Source organism: Vibrio sp. 10N.247.311.13, assembly GCF_041467595.1.
Classification (GTDB): Bacteria; Pseudomonadota; Gammaproteobacteria; order Enterobacterales; family Vibrionaceae; genus Vibrio; species Vibrio crassostreae_C.
On sequence record NZ_JBFSUX010000045.1, the window covers coordinates 19,288 to 39,973 of the forward strand.

Below are 20,686 nucleotides of genomic sequence, written 5' to 3' on the forward strand. Positions count from 1 at the left end.
AACAAAAGTGCTAAGGCTTTATTAGAAACTATGAGACGGGCGTGTCGCTAACTACATGATTTTCTGCATCACATCACCAATTTGAATGCTTCCTGCAAGGCTTGGTTGGTCGATCGTCAGTTCTGCTTCGTTTTCATAAACGCGAGAAACCGTCAGTGTGATATCGCTTTGAGATACCTTATTACGTGGCAAGCCGCGTTGGTCGATAAACGAACCTGTGTGCCACAGTTGCAGCTTGTCACCTTGTTGAACACCATGCATTCGACCTAAATCAATGGTCACAGTGTTACCAAATACCGCTGCCACCTCTGGAAGCGTGATTTTACATGACACTTCAGATTCCAAGTCCAACATAATATTGCGGCTAACACGCAGCATCATACTGCCGTAGGTTGATGCCCAGAAACGAGCACTGCGGGTGTCCACTTCACTGGTCTTAGCAAATGGCCACTTTGCCACTTCACGATAGCTGCGGTTGTAAACCTGATGTCCTGTTTTGCCATCGAAGACTTGCATCTCTAACGCAAACTGACGATTGATGATGTCATCTTTCAAAAGCTTGGATTCGATGGTCGCGGTTAAATCTGTAATGTCACCACCAATGATGTACTGCGCGCCAGTGTCTTGGGCGATCATCTTGATCACCTCTGGTCGACGCTTGTCGATATCGTAATTGGTCGTGCCAACGGAAACAAAGCTGCGAGATTCTTGCGCCAGCTGTCGATCCACGACATGGCCAAAATCATCACCAATGTTATAGATTCTGCCCATCACTGCTTGCTGAGGGGAGGTCACATCAATGTTGCCGACCAAAAATGTCTTCTTGTATTGGCTCTCATGGCAAGCATTTGCCGAAGGATAGATATCGATCCTTGCGGTGATCATTATATTGCCACTGCGTTTTTTCTCTTTTTCTACCAAGATGTAGCGCACTTCATGATTGGTAAATTGAAACTCTTTCTTGTTTGCGTCGAGGTACGGCGTGAGGTTAGCAATGCTACCAATGTCGGCTCCTGAGAACTGGATCGCTTTATATACCGCGTCTTCCAAAGCATGGACCCTTGCGGCGCTCTCTGACGATACGATGGCTGCTGTACCGGTAACTTCATACCAAGAGGCATGAGCACTGAAGCTTATGGTTATCAGTGAACTTATTGAAAATAAGTAAGAAATTATTTTTTTCATCTATTCGTTACCAGTTGGGTATAAATATTGCTTAACAAATAACTATAAGCTTGAAGCTGACTTAAGTGCGTTTTTCTTAATCTGAACCATTAATGAAAAGCAAAGACTGTTCCAACATTGTAATCCATTGAAAAGAATAATGGTGAGAACATATTGGAACAGGGAGCACTAAACCTATCTGGAGATAAGAGAATGAAAAAATGGCTCGTAGTAATGAGTGTCATGTTGTTGACCTCATGCGCTTATTCGCCAATCTATAACGGCAAGTCTGAATATTCAGGCAGTCAGTTTATGTTGATGGATAGCCCTCGTCATACCATGGATTTCTTCGTGGAAAGTATGACCGAAGATCTGATCATTTCGAATACGAGTATCTCAGCAAGAACTCCGATAGCGATTACGTCGTTTGTTGACCTGCAACACATGGACACAACGAACTGGCTAGGAAACTCGGTATCAGAAGGTTTCATTCATCAGTTTCAGCGTCGTGGCTTCAAGGTTGTTGATTTCAAAACAACAGGTTCTATTCAAGTGACTCATCAAGGTGACTTTGCGTTAAGCCGCGATTGGAAAGACTTAGCTCAAGAACAAGACGTACAGTACGTACTGACAGGCACTATGCTTCGCCAAGAAGGTGGTGTGTTAGTCAATGCTCGTGTTGTTGGCATGCAAACTCGCATTGTCGTGGCGACGGCACAAGGCTTCTTGCCTGCAGACCGTATTGGTCGTGACCTAGATACTCTAAACAGTATTCGAACTCAAGATGGCGTTATCATTCGTTCTGACCCAACGATCAGCCAGCCTTATACTGTTATTCTTCGCCCTTAGGAGTTCGAGATGAAGAAGTTAATATTTGTTGTTGCCGCTTTATTGCTTGTTGGCTGTCAGCCATTGCAGAGCATGAGACCTGATGATTTCTTAGTGGCTGTTGGCTATGCGAGTATCAGTGAGCAGAAAGGTCGTAACGACGAAGAGAGACGTATCCGCGCGATGAGAGCCTCTAAGATCGATGCTTATCGTGAGCTTGCTGAACAGGTTTACGGCATGCGAGTAAGCGGTCGAGCAGAACTTGAAGATCAACGGCTTGGTACAGAGCGTACGTCAGGTGCGGTTGATGGTGTTATCCGTGGCGCAGAAGTGGTGCGCAGTTACCCTGTGGGTGATAGCTACGTAACAGAGCTTCAGTTGGATATTCGCAAGATGGATCAGCTACGTAACTACGGTGAAGTTCAGGCAGTACCTGAGAAGAGACAACAAACACTGTTCTAATTTCGGTGTTCGAATTGAATATTCAGTGATATTGGTTGCTACTCGCTTTCCAGATGGCATATCGGCAACCAATAACTAATATGGATGTAAAAGCGGCAAGTATGAAAATACTTGCCGCTTTTTTGTTTATCGATTTTGTCAGGGTGTTCAAAGGCTGATTAGAAATTTTGATAAAGAACAACGACAGAAATAGCCTGAGATACAGACTTAAGTAGGAGTGTTGTTGAAGAGGTAGCTTAACTAGGCTTTTACGTTGGTTCCCAGCGTGGAAATAGTATGCGTTTGACCACCGGCATTGTAGGTCATGCCAATTTTACCGTGGCTTTGCTGCATCATATTGCTGAGTTTTTTGAAGCTAAGGTGTGCTCGATTCAAGGCTTCGCCATTCACAAGGTTCGCTTGCTGGCAATCGTGCACTATGGACTGGATCTTGCTGACTAACTGAGCAAGTTCAGGGTTCTCGGTCAGTTCTGAGATATTGGTATGGGTCGCGATTCGCTGATCGGTTGATCTTAATTGTTCAACAAGGACTACTTTTTCTTTGGCGATTCGCTCAATATCGTTTGATTGTCGGCTCGTAATAGCGGTTTTCTCTGAACTTAATAATTCAGATAAGGCTTTGGCATTTTGAAGTTGAAAATTAACTAAATCTGCTAGTGCCGCCATAACGTAAACCTATTCATAACCTCGTATGCTTTAAGACAATCACTTCAATCAAAAGTGAGTGTTGGCTTAAAGACCTTTTAATTCATCTTCGAACTTGATCATGTTGTCTGCCAGTTTTTCTGGATCAACAGTGTATGAACCGTTCGCAATCGCTTCTTTGATCGCTGCTACTTTCACAGAATCAAAGCTTGGTTGTGCTGCCATATCTTGGTGGAGCTGACCAATCGCTTTGCCTTGTTGGCTAAGTGAAACCGCATCTTTGCTTGCTGGTGATTTAGTTGATACATCAGAACGTGATGCCTCAGAACTAGAATCAGAGCGTACTGCTGATCGGTTAGTGGTCGCTAGGGTTTGCCCTGAACGAATATTATCAATGCCTGCCATAGTTAAGCCTTTTTCTTCAAAAATGGGAACCTGTACAGTCAATATCGACCAAGGGTTCGAATACTTTAGCAATTTTTAGCTCAATAGTCGAAAAGCGACAAAACACCGCCGCCGTTATATTTGGCGTTAGAGTAGAGAGTGAAATCGCTAACGATACCGTCAATTTAGAAGTAAAGAGTTAAAAGTAAACTGTGACTTCAGACATGCTGGTAACAATTCCTTCAATTATACGCTGTGATTTGTCATTTTTCACTCTTACTTGATCACCCATAGAGCCATCGGTAAGCGCAGTCCCTTTGGTGGTAATGGTCATGCCACCTTTTACTGCCTGTATGATAACCTTCTCGTTTCGGCACACGACACAGATATCACCTCTTTCTACAACATCGCCCGGTCTTAGGTTCTTTTTTACCTTAGCGCCGATGACTTGTTGTGGGGCTGTGAAACCTTGGCGACGAAACTTGTTAAGAGAAATCATAGCGGTGGTGACATCGTATTGACCGACGATTTCGCCTCTCGCGAGTGAACGAGTGGTGGTGACAAGGGGCACCGACATCGAAAGACGCACGGGTACATAAACGCGCCACTCATCAGGAACACATTGCACTAAAACCGTAATACTGCTGCGGGTATTGGTGGTGGTTGAGGCGCTGGTCTCTAAAGGCACTGGGCAGTCTGTCGCTTTGATTCTTGAGTCAACATTTGCTGAATTAACAAAGAGTTCGCCACCTTGTGGCTGCTCAACTGTATCAAGGATATGTTGCTCCGCTGCAGACTGAATCATCTCAATTTGTTCTGGGGTCGCAGCTTGTACAAAAAAACTAAACAATATTGATAAAATGCCGATAAACTTAGCGACAGTTTTAAAAGTAGCTCTACACATTGCTATGGAAAGAGGTGGCAAATTTGTTTTACAATACGTCATTCCGTTTCTCTGGTGGTTCGTAGCCTGCAGTAGACTAACACTTTTTATACAAAAAAGTTTGATATGGAGATGAGCTCATGACGGGTATTCTTGATTCGGTGAATCAGCGTACGCAACTCGTCGGTCAAAACCGATTAGAATTACTAACCTTTCGCCTAATGGGGCGTCAGCGTTACGGCATTAATGTCTTTAAAGTAAAAGAAGTGCTGCAATGCCCTAAGCTGACAAAGATGCCAAACTTGAACCCACTGGTTAAAGGTGTAGCACACATTCGTGGCCAAACGATCTCTGTGATCGACTTGAGCTTAGCGATTGGTGGCCGTCCTACAACGGATATTGAAAAGTGTTTTGTGGTTATCTCTGAGTTTAACCGAACCATTCAAGGTTTCTTGGTAAGTTCAGTTGAGCGCATTATTAACATGCACTGGGAATCGATTCTTCCGCCGCCAGATGGCGCAGGTAGAGCTAACTACCTGACAGCGGTAACCAACATTGATAATGAATTGGTAGAAATTCTTGATGTTGAGAAGATCCTTGCAGAAATTTCTCCTGTTGATGAAACAATGGACAGCAAGATTGCTGAAGATATTGCGAAAGTAGAACAAGAGAAAGAACTGGTTCGCCGCATCTTGATTGCTGATGACTCGACCGTTGCTCGTAAGCAGGTTCAACGTGCTATTGAGTCGATTGGTTTTGAAGTTATCTCGGTGAAGGATGGTAAAGAAGCCTACGAGAAGCTGATACAGATGTCATCAGAAGGCAGTATTTACGATCAGATTTCATTGGTGATTTCTGATATCGAAATGCCAGAAATGGATGGATACACGCTGACTGCTGAGATTCGTCGTCACGCCGAACTTAAAGATTTATACGTAATTTTACACTCATCGTTGAGTGGTGTATTTAACCAAGCCATGGTTGAGCGTGTTGGAGCTAACTCCTTCATCGCTAAATTCAACCCAGATGAGCTTGGTGCAGCTGTAAAAGCTGCGTTAACTAACTAAAAGAGACATTAATGACTGCTATAACAATAAGTGATCAAGAGTATCGCGATTTCAGCCGTTTCTTAGAATCTCAATGTGGCATTGTATTAGGTGACAGCAAGCAGTATTTAGTGCGCAGTCGTCTAAGCCCATTAGTAACGAAGTTTAAGTTAGCTTCTTTGTCTGATTTGTTGAGAGATGTAGTAACAGGTCGAAACCGTGAGCTGCGTGTGGCTGCTGTCGATGCCATGACGACGAACGAGACACTTTGGTTCCGTGATACTTACCCGTTTGCTGTGCTTGCGGATAAGCTTCTACCGGAAATAGCGGCAAATAAACGTCCTATTAAGATTTGGTCTGCGGCAAGCTCTTCAGGCCAAGAAGCATACTCAATGGCAATGACGATTCTTGAAACTCAAGCTCGTAAGCCAGGTATGCTGCCAAATGTATCGATTACCGCAACTGACATCTCAGCAAGTATGTTGGATATGTGCCGCACTGGCGCTTACGACAACCTTGCATTGGGACGTGGACTTTCTCCAGAGCGCCGTCGTACTTTCTTTGAAGATGCGGGCGATGGCCGTATGAAAGTGAAAGATAACGTCAAGCGCATGGTGAACTTCCGCCCTCAGAACCTGATGGACAGCTATGCATTGTTAGGCAAGTTCGACATTATTTTCTGTCGTAACGTGCTGATTTACTTCTCGCCTGATATGAAGTCAAAGGTACTTAACCAGATGGCAAATAGCCTGAACCCTGGTGGGTACTTACTATTGGGCGCGTCTGAATCGTTAACAGGCTTAACCGATCGTTTTGAAATGGTTCGCTGTAATCCAGGCATCATCTACAAATTAAAGTAACGAGCGGCACCGATATTAGGTGTAAGGTTACCGTCTAAATTTTAAACCCAGCCAAGTGCTGGGTTTTCTTTTTCCTGCTTAAGCTATATCTTTAAGTCAGAGTGACATTCCAATTTACTCTATTTTTTGGCTTGTTTATTGCAAGTTTACCCACGAGTAACCTGTAAAAGCATTGATAGACCGCCTTGTTTCAAAAGTTGGTATATATATTGCTTTGGTTATTTCATAACAGTCAGTTCTTGAGTTGAGGTTTACATGGCTATTTCTTTTGACAATGCTTTGGGCATTCACCAGCACACAGTTGGTGTACGTGAGCGTAACGCTGAGGTGCTTTCCACCAATATCGCGCAAGCAAACACGCCTGGGTATAAAGCAAAGGGATTAGACTTTAAGAAATCACTGCAAGCGGCAAGTTCTGGGGCAAGCATTGGTCTTAGCCGTACAGATGGTCGGCACATTTCTGCCTCAACAACGGTGAACGGGGAAACGAAGTATCGCATTCCTACCCAACCTGATACAGGAGATGGCAACACGGTTGATTTGGATTTGGAAAGAAACCTTTTCATGCAAAACCAAATTAGGCATCAAGCCTCTCTCGACTTCTTAGGAAGTAAGTTCAAGAATTTAACTAAAGCGATTAAAGGGGAATAATTAGATGAGTTTATTCAATGTATTCAATGTGACTGGTTCTGCGATGAGTGCTGAATCTGTTCGTCTAAATACGACCTCGAGCAACCTTGCGAACGCGGACAGTGTAAGTAGTTCTGCTGAAGAAACTTACAAGGCTCGTCACGCAGTGTTCGGCGCTGAGTTAAATAAAGCACGCAACAGTGGTCACACTGTGCCTGTGAAAGTATTAGGTATTGTGGAAAGCGATAAGCCGCTAAGCGCGGAGTACAACCCGGATCACCCATTAGCGAACAACGAAGGCTACATCTACAAGCCTAACGTGAACGTTATGGAAGAGATGGCAAACATGATTTCGGCATCACGTGCGTACCAAACGAACGTACAGGTTGCTGACTCGAGTAAACAAATGCTGCTGCGTACGCTGCAGATGGGTCAATAAGGATAAGGAGGTAGCACATGGCTGGAATCAACAACAATGTTGGTCAAAGCGGCTTGTCCTATGTTGACCAGCTGAAGAGTCTTCAAGATGGCGCTAAAAAGCCCGACGAAACAACAGGTAAGCAGGATCTTAAACAAGAAGACTTCTTATCTTTGTTGACTAAGCAACTAGCACAACAAGACCCTTTCAAGCCGGTTAGCAATGACCAGATGATTGCGCAAATGGCTTCATTTGCGACCGTAGATGGCATTGGCAAAATGAATACACAGTTTGAAAGCTTGAATTCATCAATGACCTCTAACCAAGCACTTCAGGCCTCTTCATTAGTTGGCCGTGATGTATTGGTTCCTGGTGCGGCAGGTGTAAAACCCGGTGATGGCGGTATGGCGGCAATGGTTAAGCTTCCTCAGGCAATGGACAATGTAATGGTCCGTGTTGAGAACGAAGTTGGCCAATTGGTTCGCACATTTGATATAGGCTCTAAACCATCTGGTGATACACGTGTTGAATGGGACGGAAAAGACGAAGACGGTAACCCATTGCCGGCCGGTAAATACAACGTGAAAGCGTCGGGTTTGCTGGATGGCGAGAACACAGAGTTCCAAGTTTCCAGTTATGCGAACGTGAACAGTGTGCTTCTTGGTAAGGGCGATGGCAACGTACTACTCAATCTGGCTGGTTTCACATCGCCAGTACGACTTGCTGAAGTACTAGAAGTTGGTAAAGCGTAGCTCTTTATTGAGTGACTATGCTAGCTAGATAGATTAGGAGAATAATGGAATGTCATATGTAGCTTTAAGCGGCTTATCCGCTGCACAATTAGACCTGAATACAACCAGTAACAACATTGCGAACGCAAACACATTTGGCTTTAAAGAGTCTCGTGCTGAGTTTGGTGATGTTTACTCAAGCTCGTTGTTCACTAACGCAAAAACGACTGCTGGTGGCGGTGCGCAAGCTAGCCAAGTGGCGCAACAGTTCCACGAAGGTTCAAGTATTTATACGAACAACCCAATGGACTTACGTGTAAGTGGTACAGGTTTCTTTGCAGTATCGAAAGACCGCATGGTGCCAGAGATTAACGAATTAACGCGTAATGGTGCATTTCACCTAAACAAAGACAACTACATGGTTACCGCTAACGATGAGTTTCTTTTAGGTTACGATGTTGATCCAAACTCGGGTGAAGTTCTTTCTTACGCGCCAAAGCCACTCGACATTCCTGCTGAGTTTGGTAAGCCAAAACAGACAGAAAACATTGAAGTAGGAGTTAACCTTCCTGCAAACGGTGATCTTAAAGACCCGGCTGCATTTAACTACCAAGATGCTGATACCTATAACCGTGCAACGTCTTCGACGGTATACGATTCTATGGGTCAGTCTTACAAGTTAACGACTTACTACCTCAAAGATCAGACTCAACCAAACACTTGGCAGACATACTACACCATGTCAGATGAGAACGGTGAAAAGCCGGTCAACATTACTGGTGGTGATGCGACGAATGCACAAGGCCATGTTGGTCACACAATGAAGTTCAACAATGACGGTACGTTGGCGAGCCTGAACAATGGTCAGCCGATTAACTCGGAACCACTGGGTACTGGTGCGAACCCTATTGACTTGAACGGTGCTGATCCAACTCAAGTGCTTAAGTTTGGTCTAGATTCTTCAACTCAGTTTGCCGCTCCGTTTGAATTGACTAAGTTTGATGAAGATGGCGCGACAACAGGTTTCTTAACAAAAATCGATTTCGATGAGTACGGCAGTGTTCTAGGTACTTACTCAAATGGTGAAAACGTGATGCTTGGCCGTGTAGGCTTGGTTCGTGTACCCAATGAGCAAGGCCTAGATAAGAAAGGCGGCACTCAGTGGGATTCTACTAATGACTCAGGTTCTAAAATCTGGGGTGAATCGAACAAAGGTTCATTTGGTAGTATCAACAACGGCTCACTAGAGCAGTCGAACATCGATATGACTCAAGAACTGGTTGATTTGATTTCTGCTCAACGTAACTTCCAAGCGAACTCGCGTTCTCTAGAAGTGCACAACCAACTGCAACAGAATATTCTTCAGATTCGTTAATCGTTTCGAGCGTTTGAATCATCTGCGAATACCCAATTCAATGTTATTGAATTGGGTATTGTTGTTTGTCTTCTTATTTGCCGCCCCTATTGCCGCACGGTAATGCCACTGGCAACAATTCTTCCTGAATGATCCTTTAATGATCACCCCTCTTTGTTCATTTTCTATTTAAATTATTGATAAATAACAGTTAAAAATATTGGCACAGTGTTTGCTTTATAAGCTCTAGAAGATGATTTTTTGGAGCAAAATTATGGATCGCGCACTGTTTCTTGCCATGAGTGGCGCAAAGCAAAATATGCAGGCTTTGCAGCTACGTGCAAACAACCTTGCCAACGTAAGTACAACGGGTTTCCGTGCTGATTTAGCACAAGCACGTTCAATGCAAGCGTATGGTGAAGGCATGCCTACTCGTGTTTTCAGCATGACAGAGCGTCCTGGTCATAATTTTGCGCAAGGTAGTGTGGTTACCACTGGCCGAGATCTCGATGTTACCGTTCAAGGTGATGGCTGGATTTCAGTTATGGATAACACCGGCCGCGAAGGTTTAACGCGTAACGGTAACCTTAAGGTTGACCAAAACGGTTTGCTAACCAATGCAAGTGGCCATTTGGTGCTAGGTGAAAACGATGCGCCAATCACGCTGCCCATCCCAATCAGTAAAGTAGAAATTGGTACTGACGGTACGATTTCGGTGATTCCTCAAGGCGCTCCAGCTGAAGAATTGGCCGTCGTTGATCGTATTAAGCTTGTGCGTCCAGACAACCAAAGTTTGTTTAAAGATACGAATGGTCTATTCCGTTCGAAAAACCCAGATCAGGCATACGAAGCAGATGCAGCGGTAACGTTGCTAAAAGGTGCTATCGAAGGCAGTAACGTAAATGCTGTAGGTGAAATGACCAGCTTAATTGACTTACAACGTCAATTTGAAATGCAGGTCAAGATGATGAGCACAGCAGAGGAAATGGACAAGTCGTCTGATTCACTGCTTCGTATGAGCTAATAGAATTTAAAGGACATTGCTATGCATCCAGCATTATGGGTAAGCAAAACGGGTTTAGACGCCCAACAAACCAATATCTCAACGATTTCGAACAACCTTGCCAACGCCTCGACCATTGGTTTTAAAAAGAGTCGCGCGGTATTTGAAGATCTGTTCTACCAGAATATTAATCAACCGGGTGGTCAATCGTCTCAGAATACTGAGCTGCCAAGTGGTTTGATGCTGGGTGCGGGTTCTAAGGTAGTGGCAACTCAAAAAGTGCACACTCACGGTAACGCGCAAACGACGTCTAACAGCCTAGACATGATGATTGAAGGTGATGGTTTCTTCCAAGTTGAAATGCCAGACGGTGAAACAGGTTACAGCCGCAATGGTCAGTTCACACTGAACGGTGAAGGCGCGATCGTAACGTCGGGCCAAGGTTACCCTCTACAACCAGAAATCGTGATTCCTGAAGACGCGATCTCGGTAACGGTTGGTAACGACGGTGAAGTATCGGTTCGTCTACGTGGTGAGCAAAACAACGTCGTGGTTGGTCAAATTACCATTACTGACTTTGTAAACCCAGGTGGTCTAGAACCAGTAGGTCAAAACCTTTACTTGCCAACTGGCGCGAGTGGTGACCCACAAGAGGGTGTTCCGGGCTTTGATGGTCTAGGTAACATCCGCCAATCGATGCTAGAAACATCAAACGTAAACGTAACCGAAGAGCTGGTAAACATGATTGAAGCTCAGCGTGTATACGAAATGAACTCGAAAGTTATCTCGTCAGTAGACAAGATGATGAGCTTTGTTAACCAACAGCTGTAATTGGTTTATTCGCCGTTTACTTTTTAATTAATCGATCTGTTTTTGCTAATTGACCCATTTACCACTGCCTGCTGAGAGTATATCGCCATGAAACGTATTTTTTGTTTAGCCCTGTTAGCTTCGATGACTGGTTGTACAGTACTGGATCCAATTGAGACGCCAGCACAAGAGAACGCGACCACAGTGGTTGATGCGGTTGAAGGCGATAAGTCGGCAGAAGAAAGTTCAGGAATTATCGACACGCTTCGTGGGCGAACCGATCCAATTGCTGGTGACCCTGCATGGGCGCCAATCAACCCCAAGCAGAAGCCAGAGCATTATGCAGCGGCAACGGGCTCACTGTTTAATGTGAACCACATTGGCAGCATGTATGACGACTCAAAGCCTCGTGGTATTGGTGACATCATCACTGTAGCGCTAGATGAGAATACTCGAGCGACCAAAAAAGCCAACGCAGACATGTCTAAGTCGAATGATGCATCGATGGAGCCGCTGGCTGTTGGTGGTCAAGAGCTGACGATCGATAAGTACAACTTCTCTTACGATCTGAGCAACACCAATACCTTCGCTGGTGATGCATCAGCCAACCAAAGTAACAGCATCAGCGGCTATATCACCGTAGAAGTGATCGAAGTATTAGCCAATGGCAACCTAGTGGTTCGTGGTGAGAAGTGGATGACACTGAACACAGGCGATGAGTATATCCGCCTAAGCGGCACCATCCGTCCTGATGATATTGATTTTGAAAATACCATCGCTTCAAACCGTGTTTCTAACGCACGAATTCAGTACTCGGGCACGGGCGTGCAGAAAGATATGCAAGAGCCTGGATTCTTGGCACGATTCTTTAATGTATCTCTGTAGAGCTTGATAGGACGACGACATACTGACAGCCTCTATCACTGAGCCACATTTAGCTAAGCTATTATAAATTAAAGCAATACAGACAGGTTACTCAATGAAAAAACTGACACTCGTACTATTCGGCATGCTATTTCTTGCCACCAGTGCCCATGCTGCGCGAATCAAAGACGTGGCAAAAGTGGCGGGTGTTCGTAGTAACCAACTTGTAGGTTATGGTTTGGTCACGGGCTTGCCGGGTACTGGTGAGACAACTCCCTTTACCGATCAAACATTTAACGCAATGCTGCAAAATTTTGGCATCCAATTGCCGCCCGGCACTAAGCCAAAAACCAAAAACGTCGCGGCTGTTATTGTGACTGCTGAACTGCCAGCATTCTCTAAGCAAGGCCAAGAAGTTGACGTAACCGTTTCTTCTATCGGTTCAGCAAAAAGCCTTCGTGGTGGTACCTTGCTACAGACCTTCTTGAAAGGTCTAGACGGTCAAGTGTATGCGGTCGCGCAGGGTAACTTGGTGGTAAGTGGCTTTAGTGCACAAGGTAACGACGGTTCTAAGATTGTCGGTAACAACCCTAACGTTGGTATCATCTCTAGCGGTGCGACGGTTGAACAAGAGATCCCAACGCCATTCGGTCGTGGTGACTACATCACCTTCAACCTAATCCAATCAGATTTCACAACGGCTCAGCGTATGGCTGATGCGGTTAATAATTTCCTAGGCCCACAAATGGCTTCAGCGGTAGACGCAACTTCAGTAAAAGTTCGTGCACCGCGTGAAATCAGCCAGCGTGTAGCATTCTTGTCGGCTATCGAAAACATCGAGTTCGACCCTGCTGAAGGCTCTGCAAAAATCATCGTCAACTCTCGTACAGGTACGATTGTGGTTGGTAAGCACGTTCGCCTAAAAGCGGCGGCGGTCACCCACGGTGGTATGACGGTTGCAATTAAAGAAAATCTAAACGTAAGCCAACCGAATGCATTCTCTGGTGGCCAAACGGTAGTGGTCCCTGATTCTGATATCGAAATCACGGAAGGCGATGGTAAGATGTTCAAATTTGAACCTGGCCTAACGCTGGACGATTTGGTACGCGCAGTCAATGAAGTGGGCGCTGCACCTTCTGATTTAATGGCAATCCTTCAAGCACTGAAACAAGCGGGTGCAATTGAAGGCCAATTGATCATTATCTAAGAAGGGGTAAAGCATGATTAAGAATAACAATGACATCGGCTTTATTCACGACATCGGTAGTTTAGACCGTCTTCGTCAACAAGCGGTAAACGGTGAAGAAGGTAGCGAGAAAGAAGCATTAACCGCGGCGGCAAAACAGTTTGAATCGATTTTCACCTCGATGTTGTTTAAGTCAATGCGCGATGCTAACTCGAGCTTTAAGTCGGATATGTTGAACAGCCAGAACGAGCAGTTCTATCGTCAGATGCAAGATGACCAAATGGCGAGTGAGTTAAGCGCTTCAGGTTCATTAGGTCTTGCAGATATGATCGTGGCTCAACTAAGCGCTGGCCAAGCAAGCGATACGTCTGAAGAGAAGGTTCGCAGTGAAGGCTTTGATGCTTCATTGCAAAGACCGCAATATTCAGGCCGTTCGGAAGAGCGAGCGTCAGACGTTCAACCTGCGCAAGCAGCAAAACAGCCAGTATCCTTTGATTCTCCAGAATCGTTTGTGACCTCAATGAAGCCTTACGCGGAAAAAGCGGCAAGTGCGCTTGGTGTGGACTCGTCTCTTCTATTGGCACAAGCTGCCCTTGAAACGGGTTGGGGTTCTAAAATGGTTAAGAACTCTTTGGGCAACAGCAATAACTTATTTAACATCAAAGCAGATAGAAGTTGGAAGGGCGATAAGGTCGCGACTCAAACTCTTGAGTTCCATGGCAAAACCGCCGTTAAAGAGTCAGCTTCCTTCCGTTCTTACTCTAATTTCGAAGATAGCTTTAATGATTACGTGAAGTTCTTGAACGAAAATCCAAGATACGAAACGGCGCTACAGCATCAAGGCAATTCAGAGAATTTCATCAAAGGTATTCATCAGGCTGGTTACGCAACTGACCCTAACTATGCAGACAAGGTTTTACGAGTTAAAGCCAAGATTGATGAGATGAACTAGCGTCATAAATCAACATAGAGAGCTTGCTACTGGCAGGCTCTTTTCTTCTCCGCCCCTTCAGTTCTTACGCGGAATCCATAGTTATCTCCTTACACTTCAATAAATTATCGTCTTTTAATTTCCTATTGTTTTTGTTGGCACATATATTGCAATTATCTTAGTAATATACGGTTGTAGTTAATCAGTTCATTCTGGTTTTGTTAAGTTTTTTGGGGGCATTATGGCGTCGGATCTTCTGAATGTAGGGGCACAAAGTGTTCTTACGGCTCAGAGACAGCTCAACACCACAGGTCATAACATTTCTAACGCTAACACAGAGGGCTATAGCCGCCAGTCTGTGATTCAAGGTGTGAATGACCCGCGCCAGTACGGTGGGCAATCCTACGGTATGGGGGTACATGTGGAAAATGTTCGCCGCTCTTGGGATCAGTTTGCCGTCAAAGAACTTAACTTATCGACAACCAATGCCGCCAACAAAGGCGATACCGAAGCCAACCTCGATATGTTGTCGAGCATGTTGTCGTCGGTCGCTTCAAAGAAGATTCCAGAAAACCTCAACGAATGGTTTGATTCCGTTAAGACTCTCGCCGATACCCCAAATGATGTGGGTGCGCGTAAGGTCGTGTTAGAGAAAGCAGGGCTTGTAACTAAAACCTTGAATGAATTTCATGAAACAGTTCGTCAACAGTCTGATTCTACGAATAAAAAATTAGATATGGGTATCGAGCGAGTTAACCAACTTGCGTACGAGATCCGTGATGTTCAGCGTTTAATGATGCGAACTCCTGGGCCTCATAATGACCTACGAGATCAGCATGAAAAGTTGATTAATGAGCTTTCTGGTTACACCAAAGTTACGGTGACACCACGCTCAAATGCCGAAGGGTTTAATGTCCATATTGGTAATGGCCATACCTTGGTCTCTGGTAGTGAAGCGAGTCAGCTGAAGATGGTTGATGGCTTACCCGATGCACATCAGCGCCGCCTAGCGATTGTTGAAGGTAAGTCTTTAAAACCGATCACCAGCAGTGATATCGACGGAAAAATCGGCGCCATGCTAGACATGCGTGACGAACATATCCCAGCAATCATGGATGAGCTTGGTCGTTTGGCGACCGCGTTTTCATATGAGGTCAATAGTCTTCAAGAACAAGGTTTGGATCTTAACGGCAACGTAGGTAAGGACTTGTTTACCGACGTGAACTCAGAGCTGGTGGCAAAATCTCGTGTCACGGCTAGCGGGCAATCGAAAGCCGATGTTGCGGTATACATTGATGATACTTCTGCCTTAAAAGGCGGTGAGTATGGACTGAAATACGATGGCAGTGATTATGTCGTGACTAAGCCGAACGGTGAGACCGTTAAGATGGCGACCGACTCTAGCGGTAGTGCTTTTTATCTTGATGGCATGCGAGTGGAAGTACGTAACCCTCCTGAACTAGGAGAGAAACTGTTACTGCGTCCAACGCGTAATTTTGCTGCGCAGATTCATATGGAAACCAAAGACCCGAAAGACATTGCTGCGCAAAGTTATGAGGCATCGACCACGTTTGCCAAGGGTACAGCGGGATTTAAAATCCTAGAAGCAGGTCAACTGCGTGAGTTTGAAGTGATTGTCTCACCAAAAGGTGAGCAGTTTGCTGTGACGGATCCGAAGGGTAACATTTTAATGCAGCCTCAACCGTATCCGCCACAAGGGCCAGTGACCATCAACGGTACAACGTTTGAGCTCACACCCGGTGCGGTGGCAAATGATAAGTTTACGGCAAACCTTGTCCCATCAGAAGGTGACAACGGTAACCTGCGTAAGCTACAAGATCTTCAAACAGGAAAGCTGTTGAATGATGGTGAGTCTACGATTTTAGACCTTTACCACAACTTGAATACTAATACGGGCTTGAAGTCTTCAACGGCAAATCGCCTGAGTGATATTGCGACATTAGAAAAACAGTCGGCTCAAGAACGTATTGCTTCTATCTCGGGAGTAAACCTCGATGAAGAAGCGGCAAACATGATGAAATTTCAGCAAGCGTATATGGCTTCTTCACGTATCATGCAAGCAGCCAACGATACGTTTAACACTATTTTGGCTCTGAGATAGGAAGGTATAAATGTTGAATCGTATCTCTAGCTTCCATAATTATCAGTCAGTACAAAACGACTTGCGCCGTCAAGAGAACAAGGTGCATCACAACCAAGCACAACTTGCTTCGGGTAAGAAGTTACAGTCGCCAAGTGATGACCCATTAGCGACGCACTATTTACAGAACATTGGTCAGCAGTCAGAACAGCTTAAACAGTATGTCGATGCGATTACTCTAGTCAGAAACCGTCTTGAGCATCATGAAGTATTGGTTTCTAACACTGAAGGCTTTGCTGATGAAGCAAAACGAACCGTGATGGAAATGATCAACGGTGCGCTTTCTCCGGAAGACCGTTTAGCTAAGAAGCGTGAAATTCAAGAACTGGCGAATAACTTCCTGCATTTAGCCAACTCTCAAGATGAGTCGGGTAACTACACGTTTGCAGGCACTAAGCCGAAAAATCAGCCTTTCTTTCGAGATAACGAAGGGAATGTGACATATCAAGGTGATGACTACCAACGCAAGATGCGTGTGGCAAGCAGCTTTGAAATGGCAATGAATGATCCGGGCAGCAAGATGTTTATGGAAATAGACAACCCGTTCGGTGACTACGAACCTCAGTACGAGCTTGAACCTGCGTCTGAGTTATTGCTCGGGCGTGCGACCAACAGCGATGAAGATGGGTCTACTTATAAAGTGACGTTTGTCGACATGCAGACGGGCAATTTCGCTTATCAGCTTGAAAAAGATGGCGCAGTGGTGGCCGCGGAAGACTTTGATCCTTCGACTGGCATTGTCTATGAAGGTCTGAATATCCAAATCAAAGGCCAAATCACTAAAGGTGATTCGATCACCTTAGAACCGCGAGAGACTTTCTCTATCTTTGATACGTTCAAAGAGGCGGCTGAGCAGGCTGAAAACCCGGTATCGGATGCATCAGCAACAGCGAAATTGCACCAAGTGACCGAAGAATTTCATGCTGCGTTTATTCATCTAACGAAGGCTAGAACCGATGTCGGTGCGCGTTTAAGTACGCTGGATATTCAAGAGCAGCAACATGAAGATTTTAAGTTGTCTTTAGCCAAAGCGAAAAGCAACTTTGAAGACTTGGATTACTCGAAAGCCATCATTGAGTTCAATGAAAACTCTCGAGCATTGCAAGCTTCTCAACAAGCGTTTGGTAAAACCAAAGACCTGACCTTGTTTAACTATATTTAATGATCAATCGGTATTTAGTGGTGGCTTGTCGATCACCATGGCGTTGATTCCTTGCCGTATGTGCTATGCCATACGTGCGAATGACGCCACAGTTTGCCGCTTTTTTGTACGAAGCATGATGTTTCTAGAATAGCGGCAAAAAACGGCAATAAGGAAGGTGAATGTTTTTCATCTTCTAATAGTAGAAAATCATAATTGCGCAGTGTTGTTTGTAAGCTTCTGATTTTTAGATAATTAAAAAATTATTTATATGATATTAAACTTGGCATACAACTTGTATCTGTGTTGGTTATAAATGATTAATACAGATCTTAAACCTTGTATAGGGTTTATCGAGTAATACACGGTCAGTGCTTATCCATATGAGAGTAAAGCTGGCCGCTTCGCAGAAACTTTGCGAACTCATAAGGAGAGCAAAATGGCTATCAATGTAAGCACTAACGTATCTGCTATGACAGCACAGCGTTACCTGAATAAAGCATCTAATGACTTAGCGACTTCTATGGAGCGTTTGTCATCTGGTCACAAGATCAACAGCGCGAAAGATGATGCGGCAGGTCTGCAAATCTCGAACCGTCTAACCGCTCAGTCTCGTGGTCTTGATGTGGCAATGCGTAATGCCAACGACGGTATTTCGATTGCTCAAACAGCAGAAGGCGCGATGAACGAATCGACTAACGTACTACAACGTATGCGTGATCTAGCGATTCAATCATCAAACGGCACTAACTCGCCGGCAGAGCGTACTGCACTGAACGAAGAGTCAATGGCACTTCAAGATGAGCTTAACCGTATTGCGGAAACCACATCGTTTGGTGGTCGTCGTCTACTGAACGGTTCATTCGGTGAAGCTTCATTCCAGATCGGTTCTAACTCTGGTGAAGCAATGATCATGGCTCTGACAAGTATCCGTGCAGATGACTACCGTATGGGTGGTACTACGTTCGATTCAGAAAACGCGAAAGATAAGAACTGGGAAGTGCCGCCAACAGCGAGCGATCTTAAGTTCGAATTCAAAACCAAAGCGGGTGAAGACATCGTTTTAGATATCAATACCAAAGCGGGCGATGATATCGAAGAGCTTGCGACTTACATTAATGGTCAGTCTGATCTTGTGAACGCATCGGTTACTGATGATGGTCGCATTCAACTGTTCGTTGCTGAACCTGACCTTGACGGCCCAATGTCTATCTCTGGTGGTCTAGCGTCTGAGCTAGGTATTAAGAGTGAAGGCCGCGCAACCTCGGTTCAAGATGTTAGCTTAACCAGCGTTGCGGGTTCACAGAACGCGATCAGCGTGATTGATTCTGCAATGAAGTACGTGGATTCACAGCGTGCTGATTTGGGTGCAAAACAGAACCGTCTAAGCCACAGTATTAATAACTTGGCAAACGTACAAGAGAACGTAGACGCTTCAAACAGCCGAATCAAAGATACGGACTTTGCGAAAGAGACGACGCAAATGACCAAATCACAAATTCTGCAACAAGCAGGTACTTCAATACTTGCTCAAGCAAAACAGTTGCCTAACTCTGCAATGTCATTATTGCAATAGTTATTGGTTGAACTTGCTGCTCGTGTTCAGACGTGAGCCATGCAGCAAGGGAAACTGGCAAGCATACTTACTATTGAATGTTTAGCTCTCTCATCTCTCACCTGCTATCCATTTTTGCAGTAAGAATGCAACGGCAAGTCGGAAATGTGTTCATTTCTCGATGATCTCCACACAGGCTCTGACGCGCCAACTAGCCCCGGTTCTCTCAAAGGAAAAGGGGCTTTTTCCTTTCTGTATTTCTTGTTTTTGCTATTTATTTTCCTGTGAACTTTCTCGCACTACCTTTTCCAAATCTCTATTTGATGGTTCTTCTTCACGACAAATAATGTCATCTATTACACAAGATTTGCGTAAGTCAGAGATCTTTGGCGATTGATCATTTCTCGACCTTGAGCCATTTAGACGGCGGTTCGTACGCTTTCTGAACAGATTAAGATCTTTTTCCAATTGAAATCTATCGCTGTATTAGAAAATGATGAAAATTAAGTTGTTGATAAATATTAGATTAATATTTTTTTTGTGGTTTTTTGAAAGTTTTTCTAAAGCTTCTGATTTTCGCGCCGTTATTAAAAGTAACTTTGAGAGAACTACTTGGTTTTCCGAGACGTCGGAAACCGCTATACCGGAAAATCAATTGGAGAAATCACCATGGCAGTGAATGTAAATACAAACGTTTCAGCGATGACAGCGCAACGTTACCTAAACAACGCAAACAGCGCACAACAAACATCAATGGAGCGTCTAGCTTCTGGCTCAAAAATCAACAGCGCAAAAGATGACGCTGCGGGTCTACAAATCTCGAACCGTTTGAACGTTCAAAGTCGTGGTCTTGATGTTGCTGTACGTAACGCGAACGACGGTATCTCAATTGCACAAACAGCTGAAGGTGCAATGAATGAGACGACTAACATCCTGCAACGTATGCGTGATTTGTCTCTACAATCTTCAAACGGCTCAAACTCAAAATCTGAGCGTGTAGCGATTCAAGAAGAAGTAACAGCGCTGAACGACGAACTGAACCGTATCGCGGAAACGACGTCTTTTGGTGGCAATAAGTTGCTTAACGGTACTCACGGTACTAAATCATTCCAAATCGGTGCAGACAACGGTGAAGCGGTAATGCTTCAACTGAAAGACATGCGCTCTGATAACGCTCAGATGGGTGGTAAGAGCTACCAAACTGAGAACGCGAAAGATAAAGATTGGAACGTTCAAGCAGGCTCTAACGACCTAAAAATGTCGTTCACTGATAACTTCGGTCAAGCACAAGAAATCGACATCAGCGCAAAAGCGGGTGACGACATCGAAGAGCTAGCAACGTACATCAACGGTCAACAAGACTCTGTTAAAGCGTCTGTAACTGAAGACGGTAAGCTACAAATGTTTACTGGTAACAACAAGGTTGAAGGCGAAGTGGCATTCTCTGGCAGCCTGGCTGGCGAACTAGGCATGCAACCTGGCAAAGACGTAACGGTTGATACTATCGACGTAACATCAGTTGGCGGCGCACAAGAGTCTGTAGCTATTATCGATGCGGCACTTAAGTATGTAGATAGCCACCGTGCTGAGCTAGGTGCTTTCCAAAACCGTTTCGACCACGCTATCAGCA

At 44.8% G+C, this 20,686-nt stretch carries 21 protein-coding genes; 17 read left to right on the top strand and 4 right to left on the bottom strand.

The features are described 5' to 3' along the window. Positions 1–51: 51 nt before the first annotated feature. The gene (locus AB6E52_RS16695; protein WP_048615749.1) at positions 52–1,185 is read right to left on the bottom strand and encodes a flagellar assembly protein FlgT; all 1,134 of its coding nucleotides are present in this window, start codon (positions 1,183–1,185) and stop codon (positions 52–54) included. A 192-nt stretch (positions 1,186–1,377) separates the two neighbouring features. Between AB6E52_RS16695 and AB6E52_RS16700 the strand changes: the two genes are divergently transcribed. Continuing rightward, the gene (locus AB6E52_RS16700; protein ID WP_017064137.1) at positions 1,378–2,013 is read left to right on the top strand and encodes a FlgO family outer membrane protein; all 636 of its coding nucleotides are present in this window, start codon (positions 1,378–1,380) and stop codon (positions 2,011–2,013) included. Between the two features lie 9 nt (positions 2,014–2,022). Beyond that, positions 2,023–2,454: a flagellar assembly lipoprotein FlgP gene (flgP, locus tag AB6E52_RS16705; RefSeq protein ID WP_010439270.1), complete on the top strand. Its 432-nt coding sequence runs from the start codon at positions 2,023–2,025 to the stop codon at positions 2,452–2,454. 240 nt (positions 2,455–2,694) lie between these two features. On the opposite strand, the gene AB6E52_RS16710 is transcribed toward flgP, so the two are convergent. The 3 genes from AB6E52_RS16710 to flgA form a co-directional block, all read right to left on the bottom strand. Next, positions 2,695–3,120 (bottom strand): flagella synthesis protein FlgN, encoded by a 426-nt coding sequence (locus AB6E52_RS16710; protein WP_102321488.1) that lies wholly within the window; start codon positions 3,118–3,120, stop codon positions 2,695–2,697. Positions 3,121–3,186: 66 nt separating this feature from the next. Next, positions 3,187–3,504, bottom strand: a complete 318-nt coding sequence (gene flgM, locus AB6E52_RS16715; protein ID WP_102321489.1) for a flagellar biosynthesis anti-sigma factor FlgM — start codon at positions 3,502–3,504, stop codon at positions 3,187–3,189. A gap of 178 nt (positions 3,505–3,682) precedes the next feature. Next, entirely contained in the window at positions 3,683–4,429 is a 747-nt protein-coding gene (gene flgA, locus AB6E52_RS16720) for a flagellar basal body P-ring formation chaperone FlgA (RefSeq protein ID WP_102321490.1), read from the bottom strand. Positions 4,430–4,506: 77 nt separating this feature from the next. Between flgA and AB6E52_RS16725 the strand changes: the two genes are divergently transcribed. The 15 genes from AB6E52_RS16725 to AB6E52_RS16795 form a co-directional block, all read left to right on the top strand. Beyond that, positions 4,507–5,433: a chemotaxis protein CheV gene (locus tag AB6E52_RS16725; protein ID WP_017066180.1), complete on the top strand. Its 927-nt coding sequence runs from the start codon at positions 4,507–4,509 to the stop codon at positions 5,431–5,433. Positions 5,434–5,444: 11 nt separating this feature from the next. Next, entirely contained in the window at positions 5,445–6,272 is an 828-nt protein-coding gene (locus AB6E52_RS16730; RefSeq protein ID WP_004736174.1) for a protein-glutamate O-methyltransferase, read from the top strand. 255 nt (positions 6,273–6,527) lie between these two features. Beyond that, positions 6,528–6,923, top strand: a complete 396-nt coding sequence (gene flgB / locus AB6E52_RS16735; RefSeq protein WP_004736175.1) for a flagellar basal body rod protein FlgB — start codon at positions 6,528–6,530, stop codon at positions 6,921–6,923. A gap of 4 nt (positions 6,924–6,927) precedes the next feature. After that, positions 6,928–7,341, top strand: coding sequence for a flagellar basal body rod protein FlgC (flgC, locus tag AB6E52_RS16740; RefSeq protein WP_004736176.1), 414 nt, complete (start codon positions 6,928–6,930; stop codon positions 7,339–7,341). Between the two features lie 17 nt (positions 7,342–7,358). Continuing rightward, complete coding sequence (gene flgD, locus AB6E52_RS16745; protein ID WP_010439286.1) at positions 7,359–8,072, top strand: flagellar hook assembly protein FlgD; 714 nt, start codon at positions 7,359–7,361, stop codon at positions 8,070–8,072. 49 nt (positions 8,073–8,121) lie between these two features. After that, positions 8,122–9,426, top strand: a complete 1,305-nt coding sequence (gene flgE, locus AB6E52_RS16750; protein ID WP_102321491.1) for a flagellar hook protein FlgE — start codon at positions 8,122–8,124, stop codon at positions 9,424–9,426. Between the two features lie 253 nt (positions 9,427–9,679). Next, the gene (locus AB6E52_RS16755) at positions 9,680–10,429 is read left to right on the top strand and encodes a flagellar basal body rod protein FlgF (RefSeq protein ID WP_019825277.1); all 750 of its coding nucleotides are present in this window, start codon (positions 9,680–9,682) and stop codon (positions 10,427–10,429) included. Between the two features lie 21 nt (positions 10,430–10,450). Next, complete coding sequence (gene flgG / locus AB6E52_RS16760; protein ID WP_017062259.1) at positions 10,451–11,239, top strand: flagellar basal-body rod protein FlgG; 789 nt, start codon at positions 10,451–10,453, stop codon at positions 11,237–11,239. Positions 11,240–11,326: 87 nt separating this feature from the next. Next, positions 11,327–12,103, top strand: a complete 777-nt coding sequence (gene flgH, locus AB6E52_RS16765; RefSeq protein ID WP_017062258.1) for a flagellar basal body L-ring protein FlgH — start codon at positions 11,327–11,329, stop codon at positions 12,101–12,103. Between the two features lie 94 nt (positions 12,104–12,197). After that, a complete protein-coding gene (locus AB6E52_RS16770) occupies positions 12,198–13,289 on the top strand; it encodes a flagellar basal body P-ring protein FlgI (protein ID WP_017062257.1) in 1,092 nt (363 codons plus the stop codon). A 13-nt stretch (positions 13,290–13,302) separates the two neighbouring features. Beyond that, positions 13,303–14,220, top strand: coding sequence for a flagellar assembly peptidoglycan hydrolase FlgJ (gene flgJ / locus AB6E52_RS16775; protein ID WP_017064131.1), 918 nt, complete (start codon positions 13,303–13,305; stop codon positions 14,218–14,220). A gap of 220 nt (positions 14,221–14,440) precedes the next feature. After that, entirely contained in the window at positions 14,441–16,321 is a 1,881-nt protein-coding gene (flgK, locus tag AB6E52_RS16780; RefSeq protein WP_017067655.1) for a flagellar hook-associated protein FlgK, read from the top strand. A gap of 10 nt (positions 16,322–16,331) precedes the next feature. Next, a complete protein-coding gene (gene flgL, locus AB6E52_RS16785) occupies positions 16,332–17,522 on the top strand; it encodes a flagellar hook-associated protein FlgL (RefSeq protein ID WP_017064129.1) in 1,191 nt (396 codons plus the stop codon). 418 nt (positions 17,523–17,940) lie between these two features. Next, entirely contained in the window at positions 17,941–19,077 is a 1,137-nt protein-coding gene (locus AB6E52_RS16790) for a flagellin (RefSeq protein WP_017064128.1), read from the top strand. A gap of 648 nt (positions 19,078–19,725) precedes the next feature. Beyond that, a partial coding sequence (locus AB6E52_RS16795) for a flagellin (RefSeq protein ID WP_372189962.1) occupies positions 19,726–20,686 on the top strand: 961 nt, incomplete at its 3' end.